Source organism: Paraburkholderia sp. LEh10 (genome assembly GCF_017814945.1).
Lineage (GTDB): Bacteria > Pseudomonadota > Gammaproteobacteria > Burkholderiales > Burkholderiaceae > Paraburkholderia.
Map to the genome: position 1 here is coordinate 20552 of NZ_JAGIPX010000006.1, position 25398 is coordinate 45949.

The 25398-nt window shown below is 61.5% G+C and carries 17 protein-coding genes and 3 pseudogenes; 12 read left to right on the forward strand and 8 right to left on the reverse strand.

Annotated features, from left to right (window positions below):
* Nucleotides 1-2: 2 nt before the first annotated feature.
* Together J8I87_RS06740 and J8I87_RS06745 are read right to left on the reverse strand one after the other, a co-directional pair.
* Nucleotides 3-395 carry a VOC family protein gene (locus J8I87_RS06740; protein WP_209930674.1) on the reverse strand — a complete coding sequence of 131 codons (393 nt, stop codon included), beginning with the start codon at nt 393-395 and terminating at the stop codon, nt 3-5.
* Nucleotides 392-1342: a ketopantoate reductase family protein gene (locus J8I87_RS06745; RefSeq protein ID WP_209930675.1), complete on the reverse strand. Its 951-nt coding sequence runs from the start codon at nt 1340-1342 to the stop codon at nt 392-394. The genes J8I87_RS06740 and J8I87_RS06745 overlap by 4 nt, the downstream gene beginning before the upstream one ends.
* A gap of 146 nt (nt 1343-1488) precedes the next feature.
* Between J8I87_RS06745 and J8I87_RS06750 the strand changes: the two genes are divergently transcribed.
* The 9 genes from J8I87_RS06750 to J8I87_RS06790 all read left to right on the forward strand — a co-directional run bounded on the left by J8I87_RS06750 (nt 1489) and on the right by J8I87_RS06790 (nt 14564).
* Complete coding sequence (locus J8I87_RS06750; RefSeq protein WP_209930676.1) at nt 1489-2394, forward strand: LysR family transcriptional regulator; 906 nt, start codon at nt 1489-1491, stop codon at nt 2392-2394.
* Nucleotides 2395-2813: 419 nt separating this feature from the next.
* On the forward strand, nt 2814-3734 hold the full coding sequence (locus tag J8I87_RS06755; RefSeq protein ID WP_209930677.1) for a LysR family transcriptional regulator: 921 nt from the start codon (nt 2814-2816) through the stop codon (nt 3732-3734).
* A gap of 94 nt (nt 3735-3828) precedes the next feature.
* Complete coding sequence (gene tcuA / locus J8I87_RS06760) at nt 3829-5238, forward strand: FAD-dependent tricarballylate dehydrogenase TcuA (RefSeq protein WP_209930678.1); 1410 nt, start codon at nt 3829-3831, stop codon at nt 5236-5238.
* On the forward strand, nt 5225-6439 hold the full coding sequence (gene tcuB, locus J8I87_RS06765) for a tricarballylate utilization 4Fe-4S protein TcuB (protein WP_209930679.1): 1215 nt from the start codon (nt 5225-5227) through the stop codon (nt 6437-6439). Before tcuA ends, tcuB begins: the two co-directional genes overlap by 14 nt.
* Nucleotides 6440-6507: 68 nt before the next feature.
* A complete protein-coding gene (locus J8I87_RS06770) occupies nt 6508-7824 on the forward strand; it encodes an MFS transporter (protein ID WP_209930680.1) in 1317 nt (438 codons plus the stop codon).
* Nucleotides 7825-8223: 399 nt separating this feature from the next.
* Complete coding sequence (locus tag J8I87_RS06775; RefSeq protein ID WP_209930681.1) at nt 8224-9522, forward strand: ATP citrate lyase citrate-binding domain-containing protein; 1299 nt, start codon at nt 8224-8226, stop codon at nt 9520-9522.
* A gap of 10 nt (nt 9523-9532) precedes the next feature.
* Entirely contained in the window at nt 9533-12232 is a 2700-nt protein-coding gene (locus tag J8I87_RS06780; RefSeq protein ID WP_209930682.1) for a CoA-binding protein, read from the forward strand.
* Nucleotides 12233-12428: 196 nt separating this feature from the next.
* Nucleotides 12429-13727: an MFS transporter gene (locus tag J8I87_RS06785; RefSeq protein ID WP_209930683.1), complete on the forward strand. Its 1299-nt coding sequence runs from the start codon at nt 12429-12431 to the stop codon at nt 13725-13727.
* 54 nt (nt 13728-13781) lie between these two features.
* Nucleotides 13782-14564: a substrate-binding domain-containing protein gene (locus tag J8I87_RS06790; RefSeq protein ID WP_209930684.1), complete on the forward strand. Its 783-nt coding sequence runs from the start codon at nt 13782-13784 to the stop codon at nt 14562-14564.
* Nucleotides 14565-14766: 202 nt separating this feature from the next.
* Here the strand turns inward: J8I87_RS06790 and J8I87_RS06795 are convergent, their stop codons facing one another.
* Both J8I87_RS06795 and J8I87_RS06800 read right to left on the reverse strand, forming a co-directional pair.
* The gene (locus tag J8I87_RS06795) at nt 14767-15066 is read right to left on the reverse strand and encodes a hypothetical protein (RefSeq protein ID WP_209930685.1); all 300 of its coding nucleotides are present in this window, start codon (nt 15064-15066) and stop codon (nt 14767-14769) included.
* 782 nt (nt 15067-15848) lie between these two features.
* Nucleotides 15849-16025, reverse strand: a pseudogene (locus tag J8I87_RS06800) (ISKra4 family transposase); the annotation flags it as partial.
* A gap of 129 nt (nt 16026-16154) precedes the next feature.
* Between J8I87_RS06800 and J8I87_RS06805 the strand changes: the two are divergent.
* Entirely contained in the window at nt 16155-17087 is a 933-nt protein-coding gene (locus J8I87_RS06805) for a helix-turn-helix domain-containing protein (RefSeq protein WP_209930686.1), read from the forward strand.
* 27 nt (nt 17088-17114) lie between these two features.
* Here the strand turns inward: J8I87_RS06805 and benC are convergent, their stop codons facing one another.
* The 4 genes and pseudogenes from benC to J8I87_RS06820 all read right to left on the reverse strand — a co-directional run bounded on the left by benC (nt 17115) and on the right by J8I87_RS06820 (nt 24243).
* Nucleotides 17115-19904: a benzoate 1,2-dioxygenase electron transfer component BenC gene (gene benC / locus J8I87_RS06810; protein WP_209930687.1), complete on the reverse strand. Its 2790-nt coding sequence runs from the start codon at nt 19902-19904 to the stop codon at nt 17115-17117.
* 882 nt (nt 19905-20786) lie between these two features.
* Nucleotides 20787-21683 carry an ATP-grasp fold amidoligase family protein gene (locus tag J8I87_RS44480; protein ID WP_245253761.1) on the reverse strand — a complete coding sequence of 299 codons (897 nt, stop codon included), beginning with the start codon at nt 21681-21683 and terminating at the stop codon, nt 20787-20789.
* 153 nt (nt 21684-21836) lie between these two features.
* Nucleotides 21837-22919 (reverse strand): annotated as a pseudogene (locus J8I87_RS44485) (glycosyltransferase); the annotation flags it as partial.
* A 428-nt stretch (nt 22920-23347) separates the two neighbouring features.
* Nucleotides 23348-24243: pseudogene (locus tag J8I87_RS06820) on the reverse strand (LysR substrate-binding domain-containing protein).
* A gap of 209 nt (nt 24244-24452) precedes the next feature.
* Here J8I87_RS06820 and J8I87_RS06825 point away from each other — a divergent pair.
* On the forward strand, nt 24453-25091 hold the full coding sequence (locus tag J8I87_RS06825) for a hydrolase (RefSeq protein ID WP_209930689.1): 639 nt from the start codon (nt 24453-24455) through the stop codon (nt 25089-25091).
* A gap of 112 nt (nt 25092-25203) precedes the next feature.
* Nucleotides 25204-25356 (forward strand): hypothetical protein, encoded by a 153-nt coding sequence (locus tag J8I87_RS06830; protein WP_209930690.1) that lies wholly within the window; start codon nt 25204-25206, stop codon nt 25354-25356.
* The last annotated feature ends 42 nt before the right edge of the window (nt 25357-25398 follow it).

Genomic DNA, 25398 nt, shown 5'->3' on the forward strand with positions numbered 1-25398 from the left:
GCTCACGCCTCCGAGCGTGGGTTGATTGCCAGCGCCTGCGCGACGCATGCGGCCGGTTTCGCCTGAATCAGTTCGACCGCGAGGCCGTCTGGCAGGCGCAGCCAGTTGCGTCCCTGCGGCATTTCGGTGACGCCAAAAGGCTGCGCGTCAGCGATCGCGGCCTCGAGGTCTTCGCACATCACGCCCAGATGCGCGAGCCGTCCTTCCGGGCCGTCGTAACGTGGATCGTGGATGAATTGCAGGCCGCCGAGCGTCCAGTACTGGCGAGGCGCTTCGCGCGTGCCGTCGACCTCGCGCATGGTCATGCCAAGGACCTCTTCGAAGAAGCGAACGTGCCACTGGATGTCCTTCACCCAGATCGCGACGTGCTCCAGATACGCTTTGGTGCCGCTCATGCCGTCACTCCTTCGCGTTGCCGGTCAGCCATCGCGCGCTCGATGCCCTTGATGCATGCGACGAGCGTCGAGTTGACGGGCGTCGGAACACCCAGCCGTTCACCCCAGCGCACGACCGCCCCGTTGATGAAGTCAATCTCCGTGACCGACCCTTTCTCCAGGCTCTGCAGCATCGAGGTCTTGAATGCGGGCGAGAGTCCTTCGGATGCGAGTGTCCAGGCCTGTTCCGCATTCGTCATCGACAGACTGACGCCGGCTGCCTTTGCAGCCGCCATCGCCTCGGCTACGGCTGCCAGCGCGGTCGCCTTGAGAACGGGTTCTTCGTAGAGTTGCCCGTAGGTGAGCCGCGTAATGCCCGTCAGCGCGCCCGTCGCGACATTGATCAGCAACTTGTCCCACATCGTGCCGAGGATGTTGTCGCTAACCGTGGTCGCGAGGCCCGCCGCATTGAACGCATCGGCGATGGACTGCACCCGGTCGGTGAGCTGGCCATCCAGCTCGCCGATGTAGGTGAACTTTCCGGTCACACCGCGCTGGATATGGCCTGGCGCCCGCAGCACCCCGCCGACATAGGTCTTGCCGGCGAGCACACGCTCACGGCCCACGATGTCGCTTAGCACGTCTTCGTGGCCGAGGCCGTTCTGCAACGACAGCACGAGGGTGCCGGGTCCGATGAGATCGAGCGCGCCGCGCATCGCCGAATCCGTGTGAAACGACTTGACCAGCACGACGACCAGATCCACCGCCCCGACTTCAGCGGCGTGCGTCGCCGCGCGGACGGCGACGCGGTGGGAACCGTCGGCATCGTCGACTCGCAGGCCGTCGCGACGCATCGTCTCGACGTGTGCAGCCGACCGGTCGATCAGCCAGGTCTCGTGGCCACCTTGAGTCAGTGTGGAACCGATGGCGCAGCCCAGCGCACCGGCCCCCAGAATTGCGATCTTCATTGGCGTCTCCAGTCGGTCAGGGTGAGCGCTTTTGCGCTTACCCTGGCCCCATGCAAAGTCGATGGGTTGACGCAACGATAGAAGTCGCCGCTCATCATGGCAATGCAATGACTACAATGACCTCATTGCGTAACGTAATAATGGCCATGATCCCGACCGAACTGCCCGATCTGAAGCTGTTGCAGCTTTTCGACCTGCTGTATGACGTCCGCAGCGTGACCCGCGTGGCGGAGCAACTTGGACAAAGCCAGCCGACCGTCAGCATCTGGCTGGGGCGGCTGCGCGAATTCCTTCAGGACCCGCTGTTCATCCGCACGCCCGGCGGCATGGCGCCGACGCCGCAGGCGGACGCGCTGATCGGGCCTTGCCGCGAGATTCTCGAGTCGCTGCGGCGCTTCGCGGCGTGGGAAATCGCGTTCGATCCCGCTACCGCAAAGCGCCGGTTTCGCATTTGCATGACGGATGCGAGTCACATCACGCTGCTTCCCCGCATGCTGGCGCACATACGCGCACAGGCGCCCGGCATTCGTCTGGAGGCGGCGACGATAGATGGCAACACGGAGCGGGCGCTCGAATCCGGTGAGGCCGATCTGGCGATCGGCCATGTGCCGTGGCTAGGCGGCGGCATTTACCAGCAGCAGTTGTACACACAGGACTGGGTGTGTCTGGCGAATCCGCATCATCCGCGTGTGCGTGCCCGGTTCGGCGTGAAGCAGTACCGCGCAGAAGGGCATGTCGCGATTACGGCGGGGACAGGCGCCCAGCTGCTGGAGCAGGCGCTCTTGCGGGAACAGATTCAGCGAGACGTCGTGCTGGAGTTGCCGGGATTCCTGGGGCTCGGTGCAATTATCCGGACGACCGACCTGATTGCTACACTGCCGCGACACATCGGTCAGACGCTCGCTCAGGTCAATGACCTGTCGGTTCATCCGTGTCCGTTTCCCGTGGACGGCTTTGCCGTGCGGCAGCATTGGCACGCCAGGTATCACCACGAAGCGGGCAATCGGTGGCTGCGTGAGACAGTGGTGCAGTTGTTTGGTGGCGCGCGTTGAACGTTTGCGCATGGCTTTCGCAAAGGAATCTTTAAATGAAGGCTTCAATCCTGTGTAGGCGTCGGTTCACGATTAATATCAGGCCGGGATGGTCCACGGGTCAGTCGGTTCCGAGCGCGATCAGATTGGATAAACGATTTTAAAAACAAAATAAACTTGCCGGAGTTGCACTATGAGGGTCGCCGTTGCAGGAATTGGATTCCGTTCGAAAGACATTGATCAGGCTATCGACGAACTCTTGTCTACGCTCTTCGAGCGCCCGTGCCGGAGATTGCGCAGCCGAACCCCCATGCTTTATGAGGCGTTGGTGAAGAGTTCCAGCTTGCGGCGAAAGTCCTTTCACCGCGGCGAAGATATCTGCCGGCAAGTCCTGCAACTATGCGCGCCCCGTTTCCGTAACCGCCTACTCTGAACGTTCCATGGAACTCCGACAGTTACGATATTTCGTCAGCGTCGTCGAACACGGCAGCATGGGTAAGGCAGCGCTTGAGCTGGGCGTCGTGACGTCCGCCCTTAGCCAGCAGATCAGCAGGCTGGAGAGCGAGCTCTCGACGCGCCTGCTGCAGCGAACCTCGAGCGGGGTCGTCCCTACCGATGCAGGTCTTGCATTCTGGCGTCAGGCGCAACTTGCACTTCGCCACATCGACGATGCAGCCCTCGCCGCGCGTCAGGCTCGCCTTTCGGGCCATGTCAGCGTAGGTCTCGCACCGAGCACGACAGGGGTGCTCGGTCTCGCGTTCATGCAAGCGATGCGCGAGCGCTATCCGGATGTACGGCTGCGTATGGTCGAAAGCCTCTCCGGCTATCTGGGCGCGATGCTCGGCGCGCGGCAAATCGATCTGGCGATCCTGTTCCGTGAAGAACCCGCGCAACGCTGGAGCGTCATCCCTTTGCTGGACGAACGCCTGTTCGTAATCGGCGCTTCGACACTGCCCGGCATGCTCACGCAATCTCGGACATCAATCGCAAAACTGGCCGCTCTTCCCCTGATCCTGCCTAGCGGATCGCATGGCCTTCGGGCATTGCTCGACGCCGCATTCAAGCGCGCGGGCTACGTCCCTTGTATCGCCGCCGAGGTCGATGGTCTCGCCATGCTCATGGACGCCGTGCGCGGTGGGCTCGGCGCGACGATCCAGCCGGGAGCGGCGCTCGCACGCGCGGAGAATGCGTCCCTGGCGAGCGTCCCGCTCGTCGAGGCATACGCGACGAGGCCGAACCTGATTGCGAGCGTCTCGGACGACGAACTGTCGCCCGCAGGGCTTGCCGCACGGGTCGTGCTGGCCGACGTTGCACGCGACACCGTCAACGCGGGCCGCTGGCCCGGCGCCACGCTGCGTTAATCCGCCCTTCACGAAAACTGAAGACCCCTTGCCGCCTCCATGATGGCGGCGCCGACCGCTGCTTCTTATAGTTGTCTCAAAGGAGACAACTCAGATGGTCGACGTTCTTGTAATCGGCGGAGGCAATGCCGCGCTGTGCGCGGCTTTGATGGCGCGAGAAGCCGGCGCCTCGGTCCTGCTTCTCGAATCGGCGCCGCGCGAATGGCGCGGCGGAAACTCCCAGCACACCCGCAATCTGCGCTGCATGCACGACGCGCCGCAAGACGTGCTGGTCGACGCTTATCCCGAAGAGGAATATTGGCAAGACCTGCTCAAGGTGACCGGCGGCATCACGAATGAGGCGCTTGCGCGGCTCGTGATCCGGGCGTCGTCGACATGCCGTCCGTGGATGTACAAGCACGGCGTGCGCTTTCAGCCGCCGCTTTCTGGCGCGCTGCACGTCGCGCGGACCAACGCGTTCTTCATGGGCGGCGGCAAGGCGCTCGTGAACGCTTACTACCGCAGCGCCGAAGCGCTCGGGGTGCAGATCCGCTACGACACGCCTGTCGACGCAGTCGAACTCGATGCAGACCGATTCATCGCCGCGCGCAGCGGCAGGCAACGCTTCGAGGCGCGCGCCTGCGTGCTTGCGGCCGGCGGATTCGAATCGAATCGCGAATGGCTGCGAGAAGCGTGGGGACAAAACGAACGCGGCGAATGGCCCGCCGACAACTTTCTCATTCGTGGCACGCGCTTCAATCAGGGCGTGCTCCTCAAGCACATGATCGACTCGGGCGCGGATGCGATTGGCGATCCGTCGCAGTCGCACTGCGTCGCCATCGACGCCCGTGCGCCGCTCTACGATGGCGGCATCTGCACGCGTATCGACTGCGTGTCGCTTGGCGTCGTCGTGAATCGCGACGCGCGCCGTTTTTACGACGAAGGCGAAGACTTCTGGCCGAAGCGCTATGCGATCTGGGGACGGCTCGTCGCACAACAGCCGGGCCAGATCGGCTACTCGATCATCGACGCGAAGGCGATCGGTCGTTTCATGCCTCCCGTCTTCCCGGGCACGAAAGCCGACTCGCTGCACGAACTGGCACGTCAACTGCAGCTGCCCGAAGCGACTTTCGTCGAGACGATTCGCGCCTACAACGCCGCGTGCCGCGCCGGCACCTTTGATCACACGGCGCTCGACGACTGCCGCACCGATGGCCTCACGCCAGCGAAAACCCACTGGGCGCGGCCGATCGATACCCCTCCCTTTTTCGGCTATGCATTGCGGCCGGGCATCACGTTCACATACCTGGGACTCAAGGTGAATAACCACGCCCAGGTGCACTTCGGCGGACGCCCAAGTGAAAACCTTTTCGTAGCGGGAGAAATGATGGCCGGCAACGTGCTCGGCAAGGGTTATACGGCGGGCGTCGGCATGTCGATCGGCACCGCATTCGGACGCATTGCCGGTACACAGGCCGCGATGGCCGCCACTCATCACACTGGAGTTCAACGTGCAGAAGCTTGAAGCACTTGCCCGCGAGGCGCGGGAACTTGCCTCGCCTTCCGTCGCCGCTCGCCACACCGCTACGGCCGAGTCCGCGACGTCGATAATCCGCGTGCTCCCTCTTACGCAGAATGAAACTGAAGTCGCACGGCAGATGCAGATCTGCAATGCATGCCGTTACTGCGAAGGATTCTGCGCGGTCTTTCCCGCGATGACTCGGCGCCTCGAATTCTCCAAGGCGGACGTCAACTACCTCGCCAACCTGTGCCACAACTGCGGCGCGTGCTATCACGCATGCCAGTACGCGCCGCCACATGAGTTCGCTGTGAACGTTCCGAGGGCGATGGCCAAAGTCCGCGCCGAAACCTATGCTGAATACGCGTGGCCCGCGCCGATGGGCGCGCTATACAAGCGCAATGGATTGACCGTCGGGCTTGCGCTCGCGATGGGACTCGCGCTCTTCTTGATACTCGGCATCGGGTTTAGGGACCAGTTATTCGCGGGCGCATTGGGCGGCAATTTCTACGCGGTTTTCCCTCATAACCTGCTCGCGGCGATGTTCGGCGCGGTCTTCGGCTTCGCGACGCTCGCGCTGGGCGTCGGCGTGTCGCGATTCTGGCGTGACGTGTCGGCGGGAACGGCCAGCACGCCAGCCATCGCCGAGGCCGCGAAGCACGCGCTCACCCTGACGTATCTCGACGGAGGTCATGGCGACGGCTGCAACGAGTCGAACGATGCCTTCACGCTTGCGCGGCGGCGTTTCCATCATTTGACTTTCTACGGCTTCATGCTGTGCTTCGCGGCTACCGTGGTGGCCACCTTCTATCATTATGCGCTCGACCTGCACGCGCCTTATCCGGTGCTAAGCCTGCCCGTGCTGCTCGGCACGACGGGCGGAATCGGCTTGCTCGTCGGACCGGCCGGCCTGCTCTGGCTCAACCTGCGTCGCGACCCCAACCGGGGCGATCCGAAGCAGCGTCCGATGGACCGCGGATTCATCGCGCTGCTGCTCCTGACCAGCGCCTCAGGCCTGGCGCTCCTTGCGTGGCGCGATACCGCCGCGATGGCCTCGCTGCTGGCCCTCCACCTCGGCGTCGTGATGGCGCTCTTCGCGACGCTGCCTTACGGCAAATTCGCCCACGGGATCTATCGCTGTGCGGCGCTTCTCAAGTCATCAATCGAAAAGCGGCAGGTCAGCCGCCTGCAAGCCGGCTCGGATTGACAGCGGTCCTCACGGCAATACGTTCGATGGGTGGCCGCACTCGCACAACACATTCATGGAGACAACTCATGCATCCTTCATCGCTCAACGCCGGGGATAACGCGCACGGTCGAACGTCGAAGACGGGCGCGGTCCTGCGCGTAACCAGCGGCAATTTTCTGGAACAGTTTGACTTCTTTCTCTTCGGCTTCTACGCGACCTCCATCTCGCGCATCTTCTTTCCGTCGACGAGCGAGTTCGCGTCGCTCATGCTCACGTTTGCGGTGTTCGGCGCGGGCTTCCTGATGCGTCCGCTCGGCGCGATCGTGCTGGGCGCGTACATCGACGAAGTGGGCCGCCGCAAAGGGCTGATCGTTACACTTTCAATCATGGCGAGCGGCACGATCCTGATCGCGTGCGTCCCCGGATACGCGACGATTGGACTTCTCGCGCCTGCCCTCGTGCTGCTCGGGCGCCTGCTGCAAGGCTTTTCCGCAGGCGCCGAGCTAGGGGGCGTCTCTGTCTATCTCGCGGAGATGGCGACGCAGGGGCGCAAGGGCTTCTATACGAGCTGGCAATCCGCGAGCCAGCAGGTCGCAATCGTGGTCGCGGCTGCCCTCGGCTATCTGCTCAATCATCTGATGACAGCGAGCGAAATCGGCGCATGGGGATGGCGCATTCCGTTCTTCGTCGGTTGCGCGATCGTGCCGGTTATCTTCCTGCTGCGACGCACGCTGCAAGAAACGGATGAATTCAAGGCGCGCGCTCATCATCCGCGCGCACGCGAAGTATTCGCCGCGATGCTGCAAAACTGGCGGACGGTGCTCGCCGGCATGCTGCTCGTCGCCATGACCACCACCACGTTCTACCTCATCACGGTCTACACGCCGACCTTCGGCAAAGCCGTTCTGAAGCTGACCACAGCGGACAGCCTGATCGTCACGCTCTGCGTGGGTCTCTCGAACTTCTTCTGGCTGCCCGTCGGAGGCACGCTCTCGGACCGCATCGGGCGCAAGCCGATTCTCATTGCCATCACCGTGCTCGCCATCTGCACGTCGTATCCGGCGCTCTCCTGGCTGTCATCGGCGCCGAGCTTCGGCCGCATGCTCATTGTGCTGCTGTGGCTCTCGTTCTTCTTCGGCATGTACAACGGCGCGATGGTCGCCGCGCTCACTGAGGTCATGCCCGCCGAGGTCCGCGTGGCCGGCTTCTCACTCGCATTCAGTCTGGCCACGGCGGTTTTCGGCGGCTTCACGCCGGCCGTATCGACGTATCTCATCGAAATGACCGGCGACAAGGCTGCGCCCGGCTACTGGCTTAGTTTCGCCGCTGCATGCGGACTCGTCGCGACCCTCGCGCTGTATCGCCGGGGCGGCGCTGCCGAGCGGTCGGCATCGCTCGCCTGAGCGTTTCCCTCGCTTCTGCACCACCGCGCTGCCTCCCATTCCGGCATTGATAACGTTTGGACATCAATGCTTCGAAAAATTGCACTTCTCGTTTAGGGCGTCTTGAGCAACTATCGATTCTCAAGACGTTCATAAAACGCATCGACTGAGAAACGCATCGGAGACAGGCGCGAAGCGCAGACCAGCGCTTCGCCGCATCTAAGTGCAGGCCTCGCTCAAGGGCGCCGCCTACCGTCGCCGACGCACATCTCGACTGATCCACCTCGCTATATGAATCCTGCCGCCGCTTTCGAGCGCGTCCACGGCAGCGGAGCAACTCGCGCCCGCCGCAGCGAGCCGAACGAATACCTGGTACGTGCTTCATTCGTCATTTCTTTTGCAATTCAGGAGACACTTCACATGCAGATCACCGGAATGTTGCACGGCGCACGCCTGCTGCAATTTGTCGGCTTTCCGTCCAGCGAAGTGCTGGGTCCCGGCGCCAGCGAGGAAGAGATCAAGTCGCTCATCGACCGACACGGTCAGATATTCATCAAGCCGGTGTTCAAGGGCGGTGTGGGCAAGAAAGGCAAAGCCGGCCTGCTCGGCCGCGCAACTGATCTCAAGACGGCGCTCGCGGAAAAAGAGCGGCTCTACTTCGCGGAGCACGTTGTAGGCTATGTGAGGGCAAAGGCGAACGGCGTCACATTCGAAGCGGGTGTACCCGCCAAACACGAAGTTTACTTTTCGATCACCGATTCCACGCGCTTTCGCGCTCCCACCATGACGCTATCGCACATGGGCGGAATGGACATCGAGGAGGTCGATCCGAAGCATGTCGCGATGGTGCCGTTCGATGCGCTGACGGGACTGAAGGCGTTCGTCGTCGCGAATGCGCTCAGCGAGATCGGCGCGCCGCGCGAGATCATCTCGCCGCTCGTGCAACAGTTGCCGAAGCTCTGGGAACTCTTCCACAATTTCGGCATGACGACGCTCGAATTGAACCCGATCCGCATGCGCGAGGATAAGAAGGGCCGGCTCACACCCGTCGCCTGCGACTTCAAGTGCGGATTCGATCGCGACGATCCGCGCTTCTCGCGGCTCGGACTGCCTCCGCATCTGTTCGCCGCCGATTACTCGGACTTCGAGCAGGAGATCAATCAGCTTCGCACGCACCAGGGACAAAGCGATGTCTACGTGATCAACGAGCGCGGCACCATCCTCGCACCCACCTTCGGCGGCGGCGCAAATTCGCTCGTCACGGAAATGTTGGGCGACGCGGCCATCATCTCCTCAGACTTCGGCGGCAATCCGCCATACGAAAAGATGAAGGAAGTGGCGCGCATCTGCTTCCGTCATTGGCTCAAGCAGTCCAACGTGCTGTTTATTATCGGCGGCAAGTCCAACAACACTGATATTTACGAAACACTGCGCGCGATGGCCGACGCGCTACGCGAGCACTTCAGTGAGCACGGCCCGACGCCACTCTACGTCGTCCTCGGGCGCGGCGGCCCGAACCTCGTGCGTGGCATGTCCGCGCTGCGCGACACCTGCGATTCACTAGGCCTGCCTTATCGCCTCTTCGGTTTCGACTCCGACATCAGCGAAGTAATCCAGTACGCACGCAAGGCCGATGCATGGATGCAGGCGGGTGGACGCTCGCAGGTCGCGGCGCGTATCGGCGCGCGAGACGTTCAATTGCAAACGGCATCGGCCTGAGGAGATCGACATGCACAAACAAGGCAACAGCCACTTCAAATACTTCGTCGGAATTCACTCCCTGGCAGATATTGCCACGCGCGAAGATCGCGTCTGCGTGCTCAATATCCTCGGCGGCGAGTCGTCCGACGTGACACCAGTGAGTCATGCCTTCTCAGGCGCGAATGTGGTATTCGGCACGGCGCCCGGCAAAGGAGGACAGGTGCTCGCGACGCCCGCGGGCGACATCCCTGTCTTCAACAATGTGCGAGATGGTCTGGAAGCCGGCCATCGGTTCAACTGCGGCGTCGTGTATCTGCCGCCTTCCGCCGCGCGCGACGGCGTGGCCGAGCTGATTCGCGTAAATCCGGATCTGCGCAAGATCTTCATCATCACGGAGAAGATCGCCGTGCACGACGCGCGTGAGATCCGCGCGATGGGACAGCAGGCGGGCATCGACATCTTCGGCGCAAACGGGCTGGGCGTCGCGGACTCATGGCAGCGCGTGCGGATCGGCGGTGCGCTCGGCGGTGATGATCCAGGCGCGACGCTGCGCCAAGGGTCGATCGCCATCTTCTCGAACTCGGGTGGTTTCAGCACCACGATCGCTCAGTATCTGCGCATGAGTGGCTGGGGCACATCGACCGTCATTTCCAGCGGCAAGGATGTCTACATCCACTATGCCGCGCCAGAATTTGCGTTTGCCCTTGCCAACGACGCGCGCAGCAAGGCCGCTGTGCTGTACTGCGAGCCCGGCGGATACTACGAGGCCGACGCGCACTTCAACAAGCCCGTGGTCGCGTGCGTAGTGGGCCGGTGGAAAAGCCGTCTCACGCGCGCAGTCGGACATGCGGGCGCGATGGCGGGTGGCGCCGACGATGCGCTCGCGAAGGAACGCTGGTTCAAGGAGAAGTTCGGCGTCGAACGGCTCTTCACGCCCGACGATCCGTGCTGCTCGGCGAAGGGCGCGGTGGTGACGAACATCGCCCATATCCCTGCCGCGCTCACGGCGGTGATGCGCGCGAACGCAACGATGCCCGACTTCGAGCCCGAAGGTAGCCTCGCGCTCAAGCCGTGGTTCGGCTCGGATCAGGGGCTCGACCTGCCCGACGATCTCGCGCTTGCAGTCGTGAGAGCGGTAGCACCGTATGACGAACAGGTCGCGCGGGTGAATGACCAGATCGGGGCGATCCCGCCTCGGCAGCCGTTGAAAGACGCCTCGGGCGCCTCGCAGATGGATGCAAAGACTCAGGTCAGCAGCCTGCACGGCGTATCGATGCTCGAAGCGGCGACGCATTCCTTCGAAGCGAACGTGTGCCTCGCACTGTTGCACGAGTTCGGCGGCGCAAACGACGAGAAGCTGATCGACGTAGCGGTCGGCGCGGCCGTGAACCTGTACGGCACGCCTGAACTGGCGGCAGCGCAAGCGGCACGAGAAGCGGGTAATGCACCCAACGCGGTGCTCGCCGCCGCAGCGGCGATCGTCGGGCCGAACCGCCAGCGCGCGGCGCGCGAGGCAGCCAGGCTGATGATCGACCGGTTCGCCGCTGCAAAACTCGCAGACGCGTTCGATCGCGATTTCGACGTCGACGCGATAGACACTGAAGGCAGCGCGGTACTCTTCTCCGACGCACCCGACCCGAAGGCGCAAGCCATGCTCGCCGGGCTCGCCGCACGCGGCGTGAGTTCGGCATTCGTGCGGTGGGTTGCCAACGGCCCGGGGCATCCGCGCGCGGACGCCGTGCTCGCGGCGATCACGACGACACTCGCCTGGGGCCCGCTGATGCGCAAGCGCATCTCGCGTCTGACGGCGGAGAACCTGCCGTGGTGGACGAAGCTCTTCGGCACGCTGATCGGCGCCTCGGCGGACGCGTCGCGCCACCATCCTGATAGCTTCTGCGATCTTTCCACCGAAGCATTGCTCGGCGAACGCTCGTTGACGGAAACCGCGTTCGCTGCGTTGCTCGGCCTGAAGCCATCCGATGACGACCTGTTCGCATTCAGCACGCTAACCGGATTGCTGCTCACGAACGGACCCGGCGCGATCTCGGCGCAGGGCGCCAAGGGCGCGGTGTCCGCTGACGGCCCCGAATCGCCCGAACGCGTGCAATTGAATAAGGCGCTGACAGGCTTTCTCACGCACACCGGCTATACGCACGGCGGCAACGGCTATGAAGGTATCGCGTTTCTCAACGAGGCATTTCGCGACAGCGGCCTCGACGATCCTGCCAACGCGCAACACGGTGTTGACCTCGACGCGCTCGCGCGGCGTTCCGTCGAGCACTACGCACAGTACAAGGCCCGTCAGAAGCATGCGGGCAGCCTCGACATCGCCAAGCTGCCGGGCGTGAATCACCCGGTGTTCAAGGACAAGCCGGTAAATCACGATCCGCGCGAGGTGTTCATCGCCGGGCTTTACGAGAGGCGAGGCGAGTACAACGCGTTTCATGCGTACTACCGTGCGCTGGTACAGGCATTGTTCGACGCGGGCGTCTCGCGCACCGTCTACTGCGTCAATGTCGATGCTGTGATCGCCGCGCTGCTGCTGAAGATGCTGTGGCAGCCGCTTAGACGCGGCGACATCAGCGAGGCGGATCTCGAAACCGCAGCGTTCACGATCTTCCTGTACCCACGCATGCTCGGCTGTGCCGCGGAAATCGACGATCACCTCAACCGTGGTCGCAATATGGACACGCGCACACCCGCTTCACAGTGTCGCTTCGTGGCCTGATAGCTGGCATCTGAAGCGCCGCCGGGCGCTGGTTCAACCCTAACGCACGGCGGACTCAGAGGCAATGTGGATTGATAACGTTAAGACATCAATCATTCAGAAAATCGCACTTATCGTTTCGGCGGCCACGTGCCAACATATGCGAAATGACAAAGAGCCGATGGCCGCATATTTCGGAATTTCAGGAGACACATCGATGCACCCCTCACCCTCTACCCTTTCACCGGGACGATCAAAGGCCGCAGCGGTCTTCCGGGTAACGGCCGGAAACTTTCTGGAGCAGTTCGACTTTTTTCTGTTCGGCTTCTATGCGACGCAAATCGCCAACGTCTTTTTTCCCGCCGGGAGCGAATTTGCATCGTTGATGATGACGTTCGCGGTTTTCGGCGCGGGTTTTCTCATGCGGCCACTAGGCGCGATAGTGCTCGGTGCCTACATCGACGACGTCGGCCGCCGCAAGGGTCTCATCGTCACGCTCTCCATCATGGCAAGCGGCACTATCCTGATTGCGTTCGTACCGGGATACACGACGATCGGCCTTCTGGCTCCAGTGCTGGTGCTCGTTGGCCGGCTGCTGCAGGGCTTCTCGGCAGGCGCGGAGCTGGGTGGCGTGTCGGTGTATCTCGCCGAAATGGCTACGCCCGGCCGTAAAGGCTTCTTCACGAGCTGGCAGTCCGCGAGCCAGCAGGTAGCGATCGTCGTGGCTGCGGCCCTTGGCTTCGCGTTGAACCAATCGCTGAACACCGCAGCCATTGCGGCGTGGGGATGGCGAGTTCCCTTCTTCGTCGGCTGCATGATCGTGCCGTTCATCTTCATGCTGCGTCGCAATCTCGAGGAAACTGAGGAATTCAAGGCGCGCCAGCATCGCCCGAGCATGAACGAAGTGTTCCGCACGCTGGTCCAGAACTGGCCCGTCGTGATCGCTGGCATGATGCTGGTCGCAATGACCACCGCGAGCTTCTATCTCATCACGGTCTACGCGCCGACCTTCGGCAAGACGGTCCTCCATTTGAGCACTGCGGACAGTTTGCTCGTGACCCTGTGTGTCGCCGTGTCGAACTTCATCTGGCTCCCGGTCGGCGGAGCGCTCTCGGACAGGATCGGCCGCCGGCCGCTTCTCGTCGGCATGACGTTACTTGCCATCGCGACCGCCTACCCGGCGCTATCGCTGCTCGCGCACGCACCGAGCTTCCTCAACATGCTGCTCGCGCTCCTGTGGCTCTCGTTCATGTACGGCATCTATAACGGCGCGATGGTCGTCGCGCTCACGGAAGTGATGCCGGTTCAGGTACGCGTTGCGGGCTTCTCGCTCGCCTATAGCCTCGCGACGGCGGTGTTCGGGGGATTCACGCCAGCGATTTCGACAGCGCTCATTCACATGACCGGCGACAAGGCCGCACCTGGCTACTGGATGAGCTTCGCCGCAGCGTGCGCGCTTTTGGCGACGTTCGCACTCTATCGCAGGCGCGCAGCAACGCTGACGCCGGCGCACTAACGGGCATGTCATTGCACGAGCGTCTATTCCCTGCTATCTGACACCACCTCGATCATGAAAAATCTGCTTCTGAAACTATGCGCGACAGCGCTCGTGGCAACCTCGGCCGCTGCGGCCAACGTGCAAGCCGCCGATCTGCACGTCATGAGCTCTGGCGGCTTTACCGCGGCGTATAAGGTGCTCAGTCCGAAGTTTGCATCCGAGACGGGCAACACGCTTGACACCGCGCTGGGTCCGTCGATGGGCAAATCGCCTGAAGCGATCCCCAACAGGCTCGCGCGCGGCGAACCCGCGGACGCCGTCATCATGGTTGGCTATGCACTTGACGAGTTGATCAAGGAGGGCAAGGTGATGCCCGGATCGCGGGTCGAACTGGCCGATTCGCGAATCGGCATGGTCGTGCGCGAAGGCGCGGCGAAACCCGATATCAGCTCGGCAGACGGACTCCGGCAGACGCTGCTGCATGCGAAGTCGATCGCGTACTCGGACAGCGCGAGCGGCGTCTACATCGAGCGCGAGTTGTTCCGGAAACTTGGCATCGAGGATCAGGTCAGCTCGAAAGCGAAGATGATCCCGCGAATCCCCGTAGCCTCCGTGGTGGCAAACGGCGACTACGAAATCGGTTTCCAGCAAGTGAGCGAATTGCTGCCCGTCAAGGGCGCGACCTTCGTCGGCAAAATTCCCGAGTCGTTGCAATCGGTGACGCGCTTCGCCGCGGGCATTCCCGTGAGCGCGCAGCATCCGAAGGAAGCGAAAGCCCTGCTCGACTATCTCGCGTCACCTGGCGTACAAGCGGAAGTGCAATCGACCGGGCTCGATAGCGTCTCGGCTCACTGATTCAGATCCGGCTGTATACCGAATGCGCGTCGGAAAGAGTTCGAGCAGCGTGGCAGCGATGGGACCGTACACCAGCGCTGCCGACTTGCGGTTGGAGAAATAAATCTGGCGTCGGATTCCAGTTCAGTGCTTCATGACGTGACTTACCCGATCGCAACTGGCGATCGGGTGATATGGTTCAGGTGATATGGGTCCGGAAATATCAATGCAGGGTATGGACACTGCTGATGGCCTCATCATCGTCCTCAGCGGATGAGGCTTGATCAAGGATCGCGCATCGGAAGTCGAATTTGACGCGAAGGATGGCTGATTCGATACGTGCATCGCCGCGATGGCCGCTCAGGCGAGTATTGATCGCCTCCTCGACGGCGAGAATCGCCCGCTCGATGCTCTCCGGGTCATCGCTATCGAACCCGATCTCAACCTCAATGCTCTCCAGCAGGTTCAACGCTGTTGCAATGTCCTCGGAAGCGACGAAAAGCGTCTTGGCGTTTTCTCTCATCTACCCTCCCCGTTTGGCTTGTCTAAAGTATTCAGACACGTGCAAGTTGCGCGACTATCGTTGCACATCGAGAGCAAACCTGCCGGGCGGAGAAGGCGGGTGGTGGGTTCTAAACAACGGACGGGTTGCTGTACGTTGTGAAGCGAATAAAATGACACTTCTGCGCTGATGTACGGCGTGGCACGCGTAGCGACACATGCATCCGCCTGGATGTGCTTCTGCCTGGGCGGAAGCTTTTTCGACCTTTTTGCCGCGCATTGTGGGCCGCCACATGTTGACAGAAGAGTCATCGCGGTCCGCGCCCCTCTCTTCGCGCGGCGCGGTTCAGCAAGGCAAGACCGTCAATCGGTCACGGAAGGTTATAAATGGCGCGTCGAATAGCCGCTGTCGTTAAGGCTTATTCGATGCCTGCCAACACACGCGAAACAAACGAGACTGCGATCCCACATCGCCACCTCACTCGGACTCCCCTATCGGAGCACAAGGTTCATGTGAGTGGACTCCGACCACGCCCGCTGCCCTGATCATCAGGAATGGGGAACTCACTATCCCCGCCACAAATTTGCCTGAGGCGACGTTCGGCGTCGATTACCTTATGCAGGGGTGCGGTGGCGAGCTGTGAATCATGCTGGACGGTAACGCGCTTATTGGCTCCGGAGTTTTCTCTCCTTTTGGTGCCTTGTCGCGACGGCTTGCTCGTCGTGACTCAAACCGAAATGGCTCTGACTTAAAATAAATGAAAGATGTCGATTCGGAATCCTTATAGGGTGGGAATTTCCCGCTGCCTGCGCTGCCACCACAGTCCTCTGAAGCGTGTACAGCACATCTTTCCCTTCGTCCAGCAACAGGCGGATCTTCTCCTGTTCAAGTTGGCGATAGGGACCTTCGAGCTGACAGATTTCGAACGTATCTGTTTCATCCCAATCGGTGGTAATCTCAACGCGAATTGTGATTTTCACCCCAACCTCCGGCGGCCAATGATGCGCCCTGCTCTGTTTGTAACGCTCCCAAATTTGTATCGCCATTGAACGCCTCAAGCGCCTATGGAACAATGCAGAGATCACATATAGCAGGACGTGACGTGCATCATGGCCCATGACCAACAGCGCCGCCGGACCGTTCCGCATTTCGCGCTCTATGGCGGGGAAGCCGGCCAATCCTGGGTCGACATGGTGCATTACGAACGCATTCCCCTGCGTGCCGGCCGTTTCGACTTCGACATCAAGCCGCACGTCCACGATGCGCTGATCCAGGTGCTCTACGTCACCGGCGGGGGCGGCGAGACCTTTATCGACGGCCGGACCTGGACAGTCGAAGCGCCATGCCTGATCGTCGTGCCAGCACGCTCGGTCCACGGCTTTCACTTCCGGAGCGACATCGACGGTCACGTCATCACCGCCGCGCAGTCCGCGCTGGAATCGCTGGCGATGACGGCCGCGCCCGAGCTGCTGGAATTCATCCGCACGCCGACGGTGCTGTCGATCGATCCCAATGTCGAGCGCGGCACACCTCTGGATACCCTGTTTCAGTCGATCGGGCACGAGGCGGAGAGCCACGAGCGCTGGCAGTTCACCGCAGGCGCAGCACTGACGATCGCCCTGTTCGTCAAGATCGGGCGCCTCAGCGAGAGCGCGCGGCTTTCAGCCAGTTCCGAGCAGCGGATAATGGCCGCGCGGATCGAGCGGTTCCGCGCCCTGCTCGACCGCCATTGCCGCGAGCGGCGGCCGGTCGCCAGCTACGCCGACGAGATGGGCGTAACCACCGGCCAGCTCTCGCGCATCTGCCGCGCCACCTTCGGGGTCTCGGCAATCGAGGCGATCGATGCACGCTCGATCCATGAAGCCAAGCGGCTGCTCGGCTATTCGACGCTCAGTGTGAAGCAGATCGCCAGTGAACTGGGCTTTCAGGACGAGGCCTATTTTGGTCGTTTCTTCCGCAAGCAGACGGGACTCCGGCCAACCGAATACCGCTCTGCGGCCCACGATCGATCCTTGCCGCCTGAAAAGCGGAGAGCGGGCTGACTCGACGTCGCCCGCTCATCATCGGGTTTAGGCCGATGACCCACCCAGCTTCACGAACAGGTGCTCCGGTCCGGAGTTGGTCAGATTGTTGCCCCGCACATACTGGATCGGTCTTGCCGGATCGAGCGCGATGTCGCCGACCTTGCGGGCCAGAGCCTTCGTCGCGACCAGCGTCTCCAGCTTCGCGAGCGGCGCGCCAAGGCATTTGTGCATGCCGTTGCCGAAACCCAGATGGCCGCTGGAATCACGGTCGATGTCGAACGTCTCACCGTCGGCAAACTTGCGGCTGTCGCGGTTCGCAGCCGACAGCAGCAATCGCACCACCGCGCCCTTGGGCAGATCGACGCCCGCAACAGTGGTCGCCTCGGTGAGGATGCGGCTCACGCGCTGGACGGTACCACGATAGCGCGCCACCTCCTCGACGAAACGGTCAGCGTCAGCGGGGTTTTCGCGGATACGCCCCAGCAGATTCGGCTGTTCGGCGAACATGCGAAAAGCGTTCGCGACAAGGATAGTCGTCGTGTCGTGCCCGGCGATGAAGACGAACGCACACAGCTCCTTCGCTTCCTTTTCCGAAAGCAGCCCGTCCTTCCACATGCGCGCGATATGCCCGCCGATCGACTGGCTGTCGGTGCGCGCGAGCCGCTCCAGCGCCTCCTTCAGGTAAGCGAAGAAAGCCTGCGCGCTCTGCTCGTCGGTCCCGGTCCCCGGCGCATTGCGGGCGAGGCGCCCGAAGTAGCTAAAGGTCTCGTCCGACCAGAACTTCATCTTCTCCTCATCCTCATTCGGCACGTCGATCATCGTGGAGATGGTCGAGATGCTGAGCGGGATGGCGAAATCGTTGACGACATCACCGCCACCTTTGGCAATCATCGCGTCGAGCAGGTCCTCCGCCCTCTGCGAGATCTGCCCGATAAACGGATCGATCGCGAGCGGCAGGAACGACGGCTGCACGACCTTGCGTAACCGCGAATGATCGGGCGCATCGAACAGCGTCAGGAACGTAAGCGGGGGCGGGCTGACGACCTCGGAGGAAAACAGCTTCGGGTTGCGGATCGCCTGGTAGACATCGTCATAGCGCGAGAGGAACCACACGTCCGAAGTCGCCGACTGGCAACGCAGCACCGGCGAGTGCTCCCGCATCCAGCGGTAGTGCTCGTAGGGGTCGCCTTGCGAGCCGTCGTCGACCACCTTGAACGGCTCCAGCCCATCGGGCCAGTCCAGTTCGTGTGAATAGGCCGGAAGTGTGCTGGCCGTGAATGGGCAGACCTGCGGCGCGCTGTCCGGCACAACAGACGGGGGAGCGGGGGGCACTGTGGCCATGGGGGCCGTCTTGTTCAGCGGCATACGCTCCAGCGCCCGGCTCATTGTGGCCTTGGAATGGAGCGCATGCAGCGCAATCACGTCTCGCGCCTTGTTCAGGTCGCCTAGTTCGAACGCGCCGACAATGTCCCGGTGCTGCTGGACGATGTCGCCGACGATCTCGATCTGGTCGGTCAGCGCGCGAGCGATGTAGTCCTGCACGGCCAGTTGCCGGTAAAGCGCGATCAGCTGCGCGTTCCCGGAAGCCTGGATCGTGAACATGTGAAAGGCGTGGTTTGCCTCGATGTAGCGCGCCACGTCGGTAAAGCGCTGCCCGGACACGAACGGCGCCGTCGCCTCGGCGAGCTGGCGGAAGCGGATCAATTGCTCGCTCGACAGCCGGCCCATAGTCAGCTGTGCCGCCCCCAGTTCGAGAGCCATACGCAGATCGAAGGCTTCATCGACATCAACAGGCGCGATGTGCTGCTCGCCGGTCTGGACCACCAGGCCGGTGCCGGCGAACTTCTCATAATAGAAGCTGCGCGGCGTCAGCCCTTCGGACGAGAGGAAATCGCGCACCGCATCAACCATCGGCGGCGGGCCGCAGAGGTAGACATCCGCATCGCCGTCGTTGAGCTGGGAGGGGACGATGTGGTGGGTGACATAGCCCTTTTTGGGATGGGCACTGTCGGGGCTGGCGACAGTGCAGGCATAGGTGAAGTTCGGCAGGCGCTGCGCATAGGATTCGAGCCGGTCGACGCTAACCAGATCCTCGTCGCTGTTCACACCCAGGATCATGTGGATCGGATACGGGCTGCCGCCGTCCTCGACAATCTTGTCCAGCATCGAGAGGAACGGCGCGAGGCCCGTGCCACCCGCCAGGAACAGCACCGGCCGCTCGATGGGGCGCAGGTAGAAGCTTCCCATCGGGCCGCGAAACTCGATCGGGTCCCCTACCTTGGCGGCTTCACAGAGCCAGGTCGACATCACCCCTTGAGGCACATTGCGCACAAGGAAGGACAAGTGCGGCTCGGACGGCCCCGAGCTGAAGGAGTAGGACCTTGTCTGATCGGTCCCGGGCACCTGAATGTTGACATACTGCCCGGGAAGGAAGCTGAGATCTGCGCGGTTCTCGAGCTCGACCGAGAAGGCGATCGTGGTGGCTGACGCTCGTTGGCAGGCGACAATCCGTCCCCTGTGGAAGGACGGGCCGGTACCCGAGACATCGGAGTTCGTGGCGATCTGGATCACGCAGTCGGAACGTGGGCTCATCTGGCAGGTGAGAACCTTGCGGGCGCTCGCCTCCTCCGGGCTAAGCGCATCTTCCACGCAGTCGCCCAGAACGTACTCGCCGGACTCGCAGACCGCCTTGCAGGTGCCGCACACACCATCACGGCAATCGAGCGGAATATTGATCCTGGCGCGAATGGCGGCATCGGTAACGCGCTCGCCCTCCTCGCACTCGATGAAGCGGGTCACTCCGTCCTCAAAACCGAGGGTTATCTGATGGGCCATGGCGGTGTCTCCTCTAGAGTCGCCCGAAGCTGCTCCGCTGGCGGCATGTTCGGGCGAGGGCGCGCGAGGTAACCTTGCTTCTCGCAAGCGCCGGTGGGTTTAATGACGCCAATTTAGAGCCTGAACCGCGTTCCCCTCAACGGACAGAGACGACGTTAACCCGGACAAAACGTGCATTGTGATGGACGCCGGATGACCGTAGCTGCGTCCAGAAAAAACCCCGCTTACCAGGACGCTCGGACCGGTAATCCGGCCACACAGAGCGGCGCCGGCGAGCGGAAGTGGAGTCAGCGTCTTGACATGGCACGCGACCTCATCGGCTCCCCAGATATGCACATTTTCACCAGAGCATGGCCCCCCGGGTCTCGGAAACGGAAGCGCTGGCGTTCCGCCTGGCAGGGTTTAACGTAAAAGTCGCGTTCACTCTTGTCGCGTCTGGCTGGACGGACGACGCGACGGCATTGCAGCATTGCGAGGCACGGCGCGCACCGCTGTCCACAGGACGCAAGAATGCCTTACAGTCGGAGGACCGATCGATTCTGTGAACGCATTTTTGAACTTCTACAACGCCAATCTCGCCGTCCGCAACGTTGCCAATAAGCACGAGATCACAACGATGAGGCGCTTGGTCCATGAAGCAATGATTCGGGGAGCTTGCACCCTGCGGGGCGCTTTCGATTCGACTTTGTGTCGAGTTTGCCGTGTGTTTTTCCCGCAGCCCCTCACCGGCGTCCAAACGATTGACGATCTGATGGGAAACAGGATGACGACGCCCCAGCGGCGCGTTTATCCATCCCTCAACTGTATCCCGTGCAGAGCTACGAAAAAAAGCTGGGCCCAACGGAGATTAAACTTCATCACTCGCCGACGAATGGATAAAGCTCACACGCCGCGCGCGGCGCTCAGCAATTTTCCCCATTCGTAGTCGATGCGATCAGGAGTGAAAGGCAATACACCGCCGCCCGGCGTGAACGTCAATTCGCCGAAGTAGAGTCGATTGTCAAAGGCATAAAGATCGACGCGAACGTATTCGAAGTCGCTCGCCAGAGTCGCAGCCGCTTTCAGGAGCGCATCGAGGTTCTCAGGCCGCGCCAACAGATGATCGCTCCGCTTGTACGGCCCAATTGCGATTTCCATGCGATTCCAGCTGGCGTCATACACATCTCCACGTGTGTTGCTACCAAACCGGTCGGTGATGACAAGGATATACATCACCGGTTTTCGGAGGTTTCCCGAGAAGCAATGAACCTTGAAGTCGGCCGGAATGTGTCCGTCGCGATCGAGCAGCAGGGTCTCGAAGAAAATGCGTGGTTTGATCTCACGGTAATGCCGCTCCCGATCCACCCAATAGAAATCCGTGGAAAGCCACTTCTCTTCAAGCTGCTTCAACTCTTCAAATGACGTTTCGGATTTGCTTCTGACTAATTTGACGAAACTGCTGCCATGATTTGCCTTCATGACAAACTGATCCGGCAGTCTATCGTAGACTTCGCGGCAAAAATCGGCGGGCACCGCAATCAGTGGAACGACATGTTGGCGGCCCAGTTTCTTTTCGACGTACGCACGTGTGGCGAGCTTGTCGCTCAATACCGCGTAGCGTGGATCGGGTCGCAGATTGCGCTGAAGTATCTGCTCATTGAACGTCACGGGGTTGCGCAGTTGTGGGAAGCGCCCGATGCACTTCTTGTGCAACAGGCGAAGGAACAGGGTATCGGGCAAAAGGGATTTTCCGGCCTCCTTGAACCTGCGAGTGAGGCTCGGCGGTTTGGATTGACGCAACTGCCCGTCGGCAAGAACGTGATTGCCATCGCAAACGCTGGTCAGTCTGTCAAGAAGCCGTACCGCTTCAATGCGCGAGTTGAACCGCTCCTCGATCTTAAGGCGCGCGTTCGCTGCTATTTCCACCAGGTTGTACACGCCTGACGCAATTTCATCGACGACCTTCGCCAAGCCAACCGAATCGCGCTCATTCACTAGAAAGCCTGACACACCGTGATCAATCAATTCAGGAATGCCGCCATGGCGTGACGAAACGGTTATTACGCCGGAGGCCATCGCTTCCATGAGCGCTACCGGTACACCTTCCATGTCGCCATCCGACGCAGTCACCGAGGGAAGCATGAAGACGTCGGTTTCATCCATCAACATCCGCACCTTGCTGTGAGGCTGCGCACCCAGAAAGCAGACACGCGATTCGACCTTCAGTTCGACCACCAAAGCTCTCAGCGAATCTTCCAGTTGACCTGAACCGACGATGGTCAGCTTTGCCGCTGAACTGACATACGCCATGGCCCGAATCGCATACTCGATACCCTTCTTTTCTGTCATTCTTCCAACGAGCAGAATACTCAACGTGGTCGATGACGGATCGCACCTCGAGAACGGGAATCTGTCGATATCGATGCCCATACGGCCGACATGGATCTTTTCCGGATCGCACCCCCAATCCCGAATGCGATCTGCAAAGAACTGACTCACCGGCAAAAAGAGTTGGCCGCGTCCGAAGAGTCGCAGATACTCTCGACGATAAGATTCAACCAGTTTGCGGCTCGTCAGGTCATGGCCGTGAAAGACAGTAGCCAGGGCTCCAGAAATCAGTCCTGCCTCGCGCAAATATTGCGCACGAACACCGACCATGCCGAAATGGGCGATTACCGCGTCGCACTGCATAGTGGAATTCATACTCGAGACGCGCGCAATATCGACCGCCGCTGCCCACTTGCGCCGAGACACGGCCCGCGCCGCGACCCGGCACGCACGGTGTGCGCGCCGATTGTAAAGTCCCCGAAACGCGAGCCGGGCAACAGCAAGCATTTTCGCAGCGCGACTCGCGCCGCACCTCGGACTCACGAAGGACGGACACTCGCCGTCGATCGCCCGGACAAGCGAGTCATCTCCGCGCGTAAGACTGAGAATCGAGACGTCGGCGCCAGCCTCGCGTAGCGCCCTCGCCTGCTCGATGATGAACGTCTCGGAAAGCACGGGAAAGCGTTGCGCAATGATGAGTATCCGCATTGGTTGTCCCTCGTCGTTGAACGCGCCGGGAACTGATAGCCGCGTGCGCCTATCAAGAATGAAATCACCGCTTATCCAGGGGCCCTTCGCGAGACGCAACGCGCATGTCAGCGCCTTCTGATTTCCCAAGTCGGCCTTGATTCGCGCGTCCGGTCTGAAATTTGGCGAGCCGCACAAAAACCAAAATCTTCCGGGTAGCCAGAGATGCAAACATTGCAGCGCGATGCGGAAATCGATGTCTTGCCCATGATGTCACGGACCAGGGCTGGGTCGCAATAAGGCGCGGGGTAAAATCCGCGCTCTTACACCGGCGGCGACCACGATGGCCAAGACGTAACTATTCAGCACGGCAATGGAGAAGGCGCATTGCCAGCGAATGCCTGACTCAACGCTTCTAGCGCCTCAGCCGGTCATTTGATGACGAAGCGTCACTCATCTTTCTGTATGTGTTCGGCGAGATGGTCGATCAGCAGACGCACCGAGGGCAACAGTCCCCTGCGTGACGGAAAGACGGCATGAACCAGCCCCCTTTCGGTTTCCAGCCCGGTATCACCTCGACAAGTGCGCCTTTTGCGAGCGCATCCTCGACGACCATGTACGGCAACTGCACGACGCCCACGCCTTTGATGGCCGCCTGCTGAAGCACGGTCATGTCGTCGGTGATGAAGCGCGGCGCGTGACTCACGCGCGCTTCCGCTCCGTCCGGGCCCACGAGCGCCCACGCATGATCGCGCTGCGGTCCCCAATCGAGGCTCGGCATGCCCGCCAGATCCGCGGGATGCGCGACTTGCCCGTGCCGCTCCATGAGCTCCGGCGCGGCAACCAGACGCTGCGGACTGCCCGACAGGACACGCATGACGAGACCGCTGTCTTCGAGCGGCGGGAAGCGAACTCGGAGCGCGAGATCGAGACCTTCGCCTAGCACATCGACCCGGCGATTGGTTGCGTCGAGAAGAACCTGCACCTTCGGATATTGAGTCATGAAGTCGGCAACCAGATTGCCGATGCGGTACGCGAGCAGCGTCGTGGGGCAGCTCATCCGCACCACGCCTTGGGGCTCGGAGAGCCTGCGCTCCATCACCTCACGGGCTGCATCGGCTTCCACGAGCACCGCGACACAGCGCTCGTAGAACTCCCGTCCCGTCTCCGTCATCGAGAAATGCCGCGTAGACCGGTTGAGCAGACGAACGCCATATCTCGATTCGAGTTCGGCGATGCGCCGGCTCAGCCTGGACTTAGGCATGTTGAGCGCCCGGCCGGCCTGCGTGAAACCGTGGTTGTCGACCACTTTCACGAAGTAAAAGATGTCGTTAAGGTCATCCATCACCGTTCCTCGGCAGAACAATAACGGCATCTTAGAGCAATGAAAGCGCACGGCATCGTCATTGTTCCGCTCATAGAACACAGTCGGCAGTTTTTTGGGACTGGAAGATGGTTCGGCGGCCGCATAGCATTAACGTTGCATGCAGATCCGACGCATCGTGCGTCGATCCGGAATCCCCTTCCACTTACCGCAGTGTTTCGGAGGCAAACATGGCAAGCGAACCGATTCGCGACCCCGCGAAAGATCATCTTCTGACGCCGCAGAATGCGGCATTCATCGTCATCGATTACCAGCCGGTCCAGGTGAATTCCATTGCGTCGATGGATCGTCAGCTGCTGATCAACAACATCGTCGGTGCCTCAAAGGCGGCAATCGCATACAAGCTGCCGATCGTCCATTCGACGGTCAACGTGAAGACGGGCCTGAACAAGCCGCCCATCCCGCAACTGCGCGCGGCACTTGGCGACTATCCGACTTACGATCGCACCAGCATCAACTCGTGGGAAGACGTCGAATTCCGCAAGGCCGTCGAGGCCACCGGCCGCAAGAAGCTGATCATGACCGCGCTCTGGACGGAAGCCTGCCTGACGTTCCCCGCGCTGGATGCGCTGGCGGCCGGCTACGAGGTCTATGTCGTCGTCGATGCGGTCGGCGGCACCTCCGTCGCCGCGCACGAAGCGGCGTTGCGCCGTATCGAACAGGCTGGCGGCAAGATGATCAGCGTCGCCCAGATGTTCTGCGAGCTGCAACGCGACTGGGCACGCAGCGAAACCGTCCCGGCGTTCATCGACCTTTTCATCCAGACCGGCGGCACGGCCGGCATCCAGTTCTCGTACGACAAGAACTGATGCGTCACGCGCGCGGCCGGATGCTGGTCCCGTCCGCGCGCTTGCGCCATGTCCGGCGAATGTGCAGCGCCGACACGCAATGCACATGGCCCCGACGACACAAAAGCTCATCATGAAGAAACAGACCGCGCCGATAGGCTTCGCAGGCTGCGTGATCGCGGCATGCTTCCACACCGATCTGTACGCCCAGAGCAGCATCACTTTGCAGGGCAGGATCGACGGCGGCGTGACCTACGTGAACAACCCGCATGGGGTGGCGCGGTAACGCCGCTCGCTCGATAGCGGAATCATCCCGTCCCATCGTCCT

Coding starts and splice junctions, on each gene's coding strand:
- J8I87_RS06740 (WP_209930674.1), bottom strand. CDS start 395: ATGAGCGGCACCAAAGCGTATCTGGAGCACGTCGCGATCTGGGTGAAG.
- J8I87_RS06745 (WP_209930675.1), bottom strand. CDS start 1,342: ATGAAGATCGCAATTCTGGGGGCCGGTGCGCTGGGCTGCGCCATCGGT.
- J8I87_RS06750 (WP_209930676.1), top strand. CDS start 1,489: ATGATCCCGACCGAACTGCCCGATCTGAAGCTGTTGCAGCTTTTCGAC.
- J8I87_RS06755 (WP_209930677.1), top strand. CDS start 2,814: ATGGAACTCCGACAGTTACGATATTTCGTCAGCGTCGTCGAACACGGC.
- tcuA (WP_209930678.1), top strand. CDS start 3,829: ATGGTCGACGTTCTTGTAATCGGCGGAGGCAATGCCGCGCTGTGCGCG.
- J8I87_RS06770 (WP_209930680.1), top strand. CDS start 6,508: ATGCATCCTTCATCGCTCAACGCCGGGGATAACGCGCACGGTCGAACG.
- J8I87_RS06775 (WP_209930681.1), top strand. CDS start 8,224: ATGCAGATCACCGGAATGTTGCACGGCGCACGCCTGCTGCAATTTGTC.
- J8I87_RS06780 (WP_209930682.1), top strand. CDS start 9,533: ATGCACAAACAAGGCAACAGCCACTTCAAATACTTCGTCGGAATTCAC.
- J8I87_RS06785 (WP_209930683.1), top strand. CDS start 12,429: ATGCACCCCTCACCCTCTACCCTTTCACCGGGACGATCAAAGGCCGCA.
- J8I87_RS06790 (WP_209930684.1), top strand. CDS start 13,782: ATGAAAAATCTGCTTCTGAAACTATGCGCGACAGCGCTCGTGGCAACC.
- J8I87_RS06795 (WP_209930685.1), bottom strand. CDS start 15,066: ATGAGAGAAAACGCCAAGACGCTTTTCGTCGCTTCCGAGGACATTGCA.
- J8I87_RS06805 (WP_209930686.1), top strand. CDS start 16,155: ATGGCCCATGACCAACAGCGCCGCCGGACCGTTCCGCATTTCGCGCTC.
- benC (WP_209930687.1), bottom strand. CDS start 19,904: ATGGCCCATCAGATAACCCTCGGTTTTGAGGACGGAGTGACCCGCTTC.
- J8I87_RS06825 (WP_209930689.1), top strand. CDS start 24,453: ATGGCAAGCGAACCGATTCGCGACCCCGCGAAAGATCATCTTCTGACG.
- J8I87_RS06830 (WP_209930690.1), top strand. CDS start 25,204: ATGAAGAAACAGACCGCGCCGATAGGCTTCGCAGGCTGCGTGATCGCG.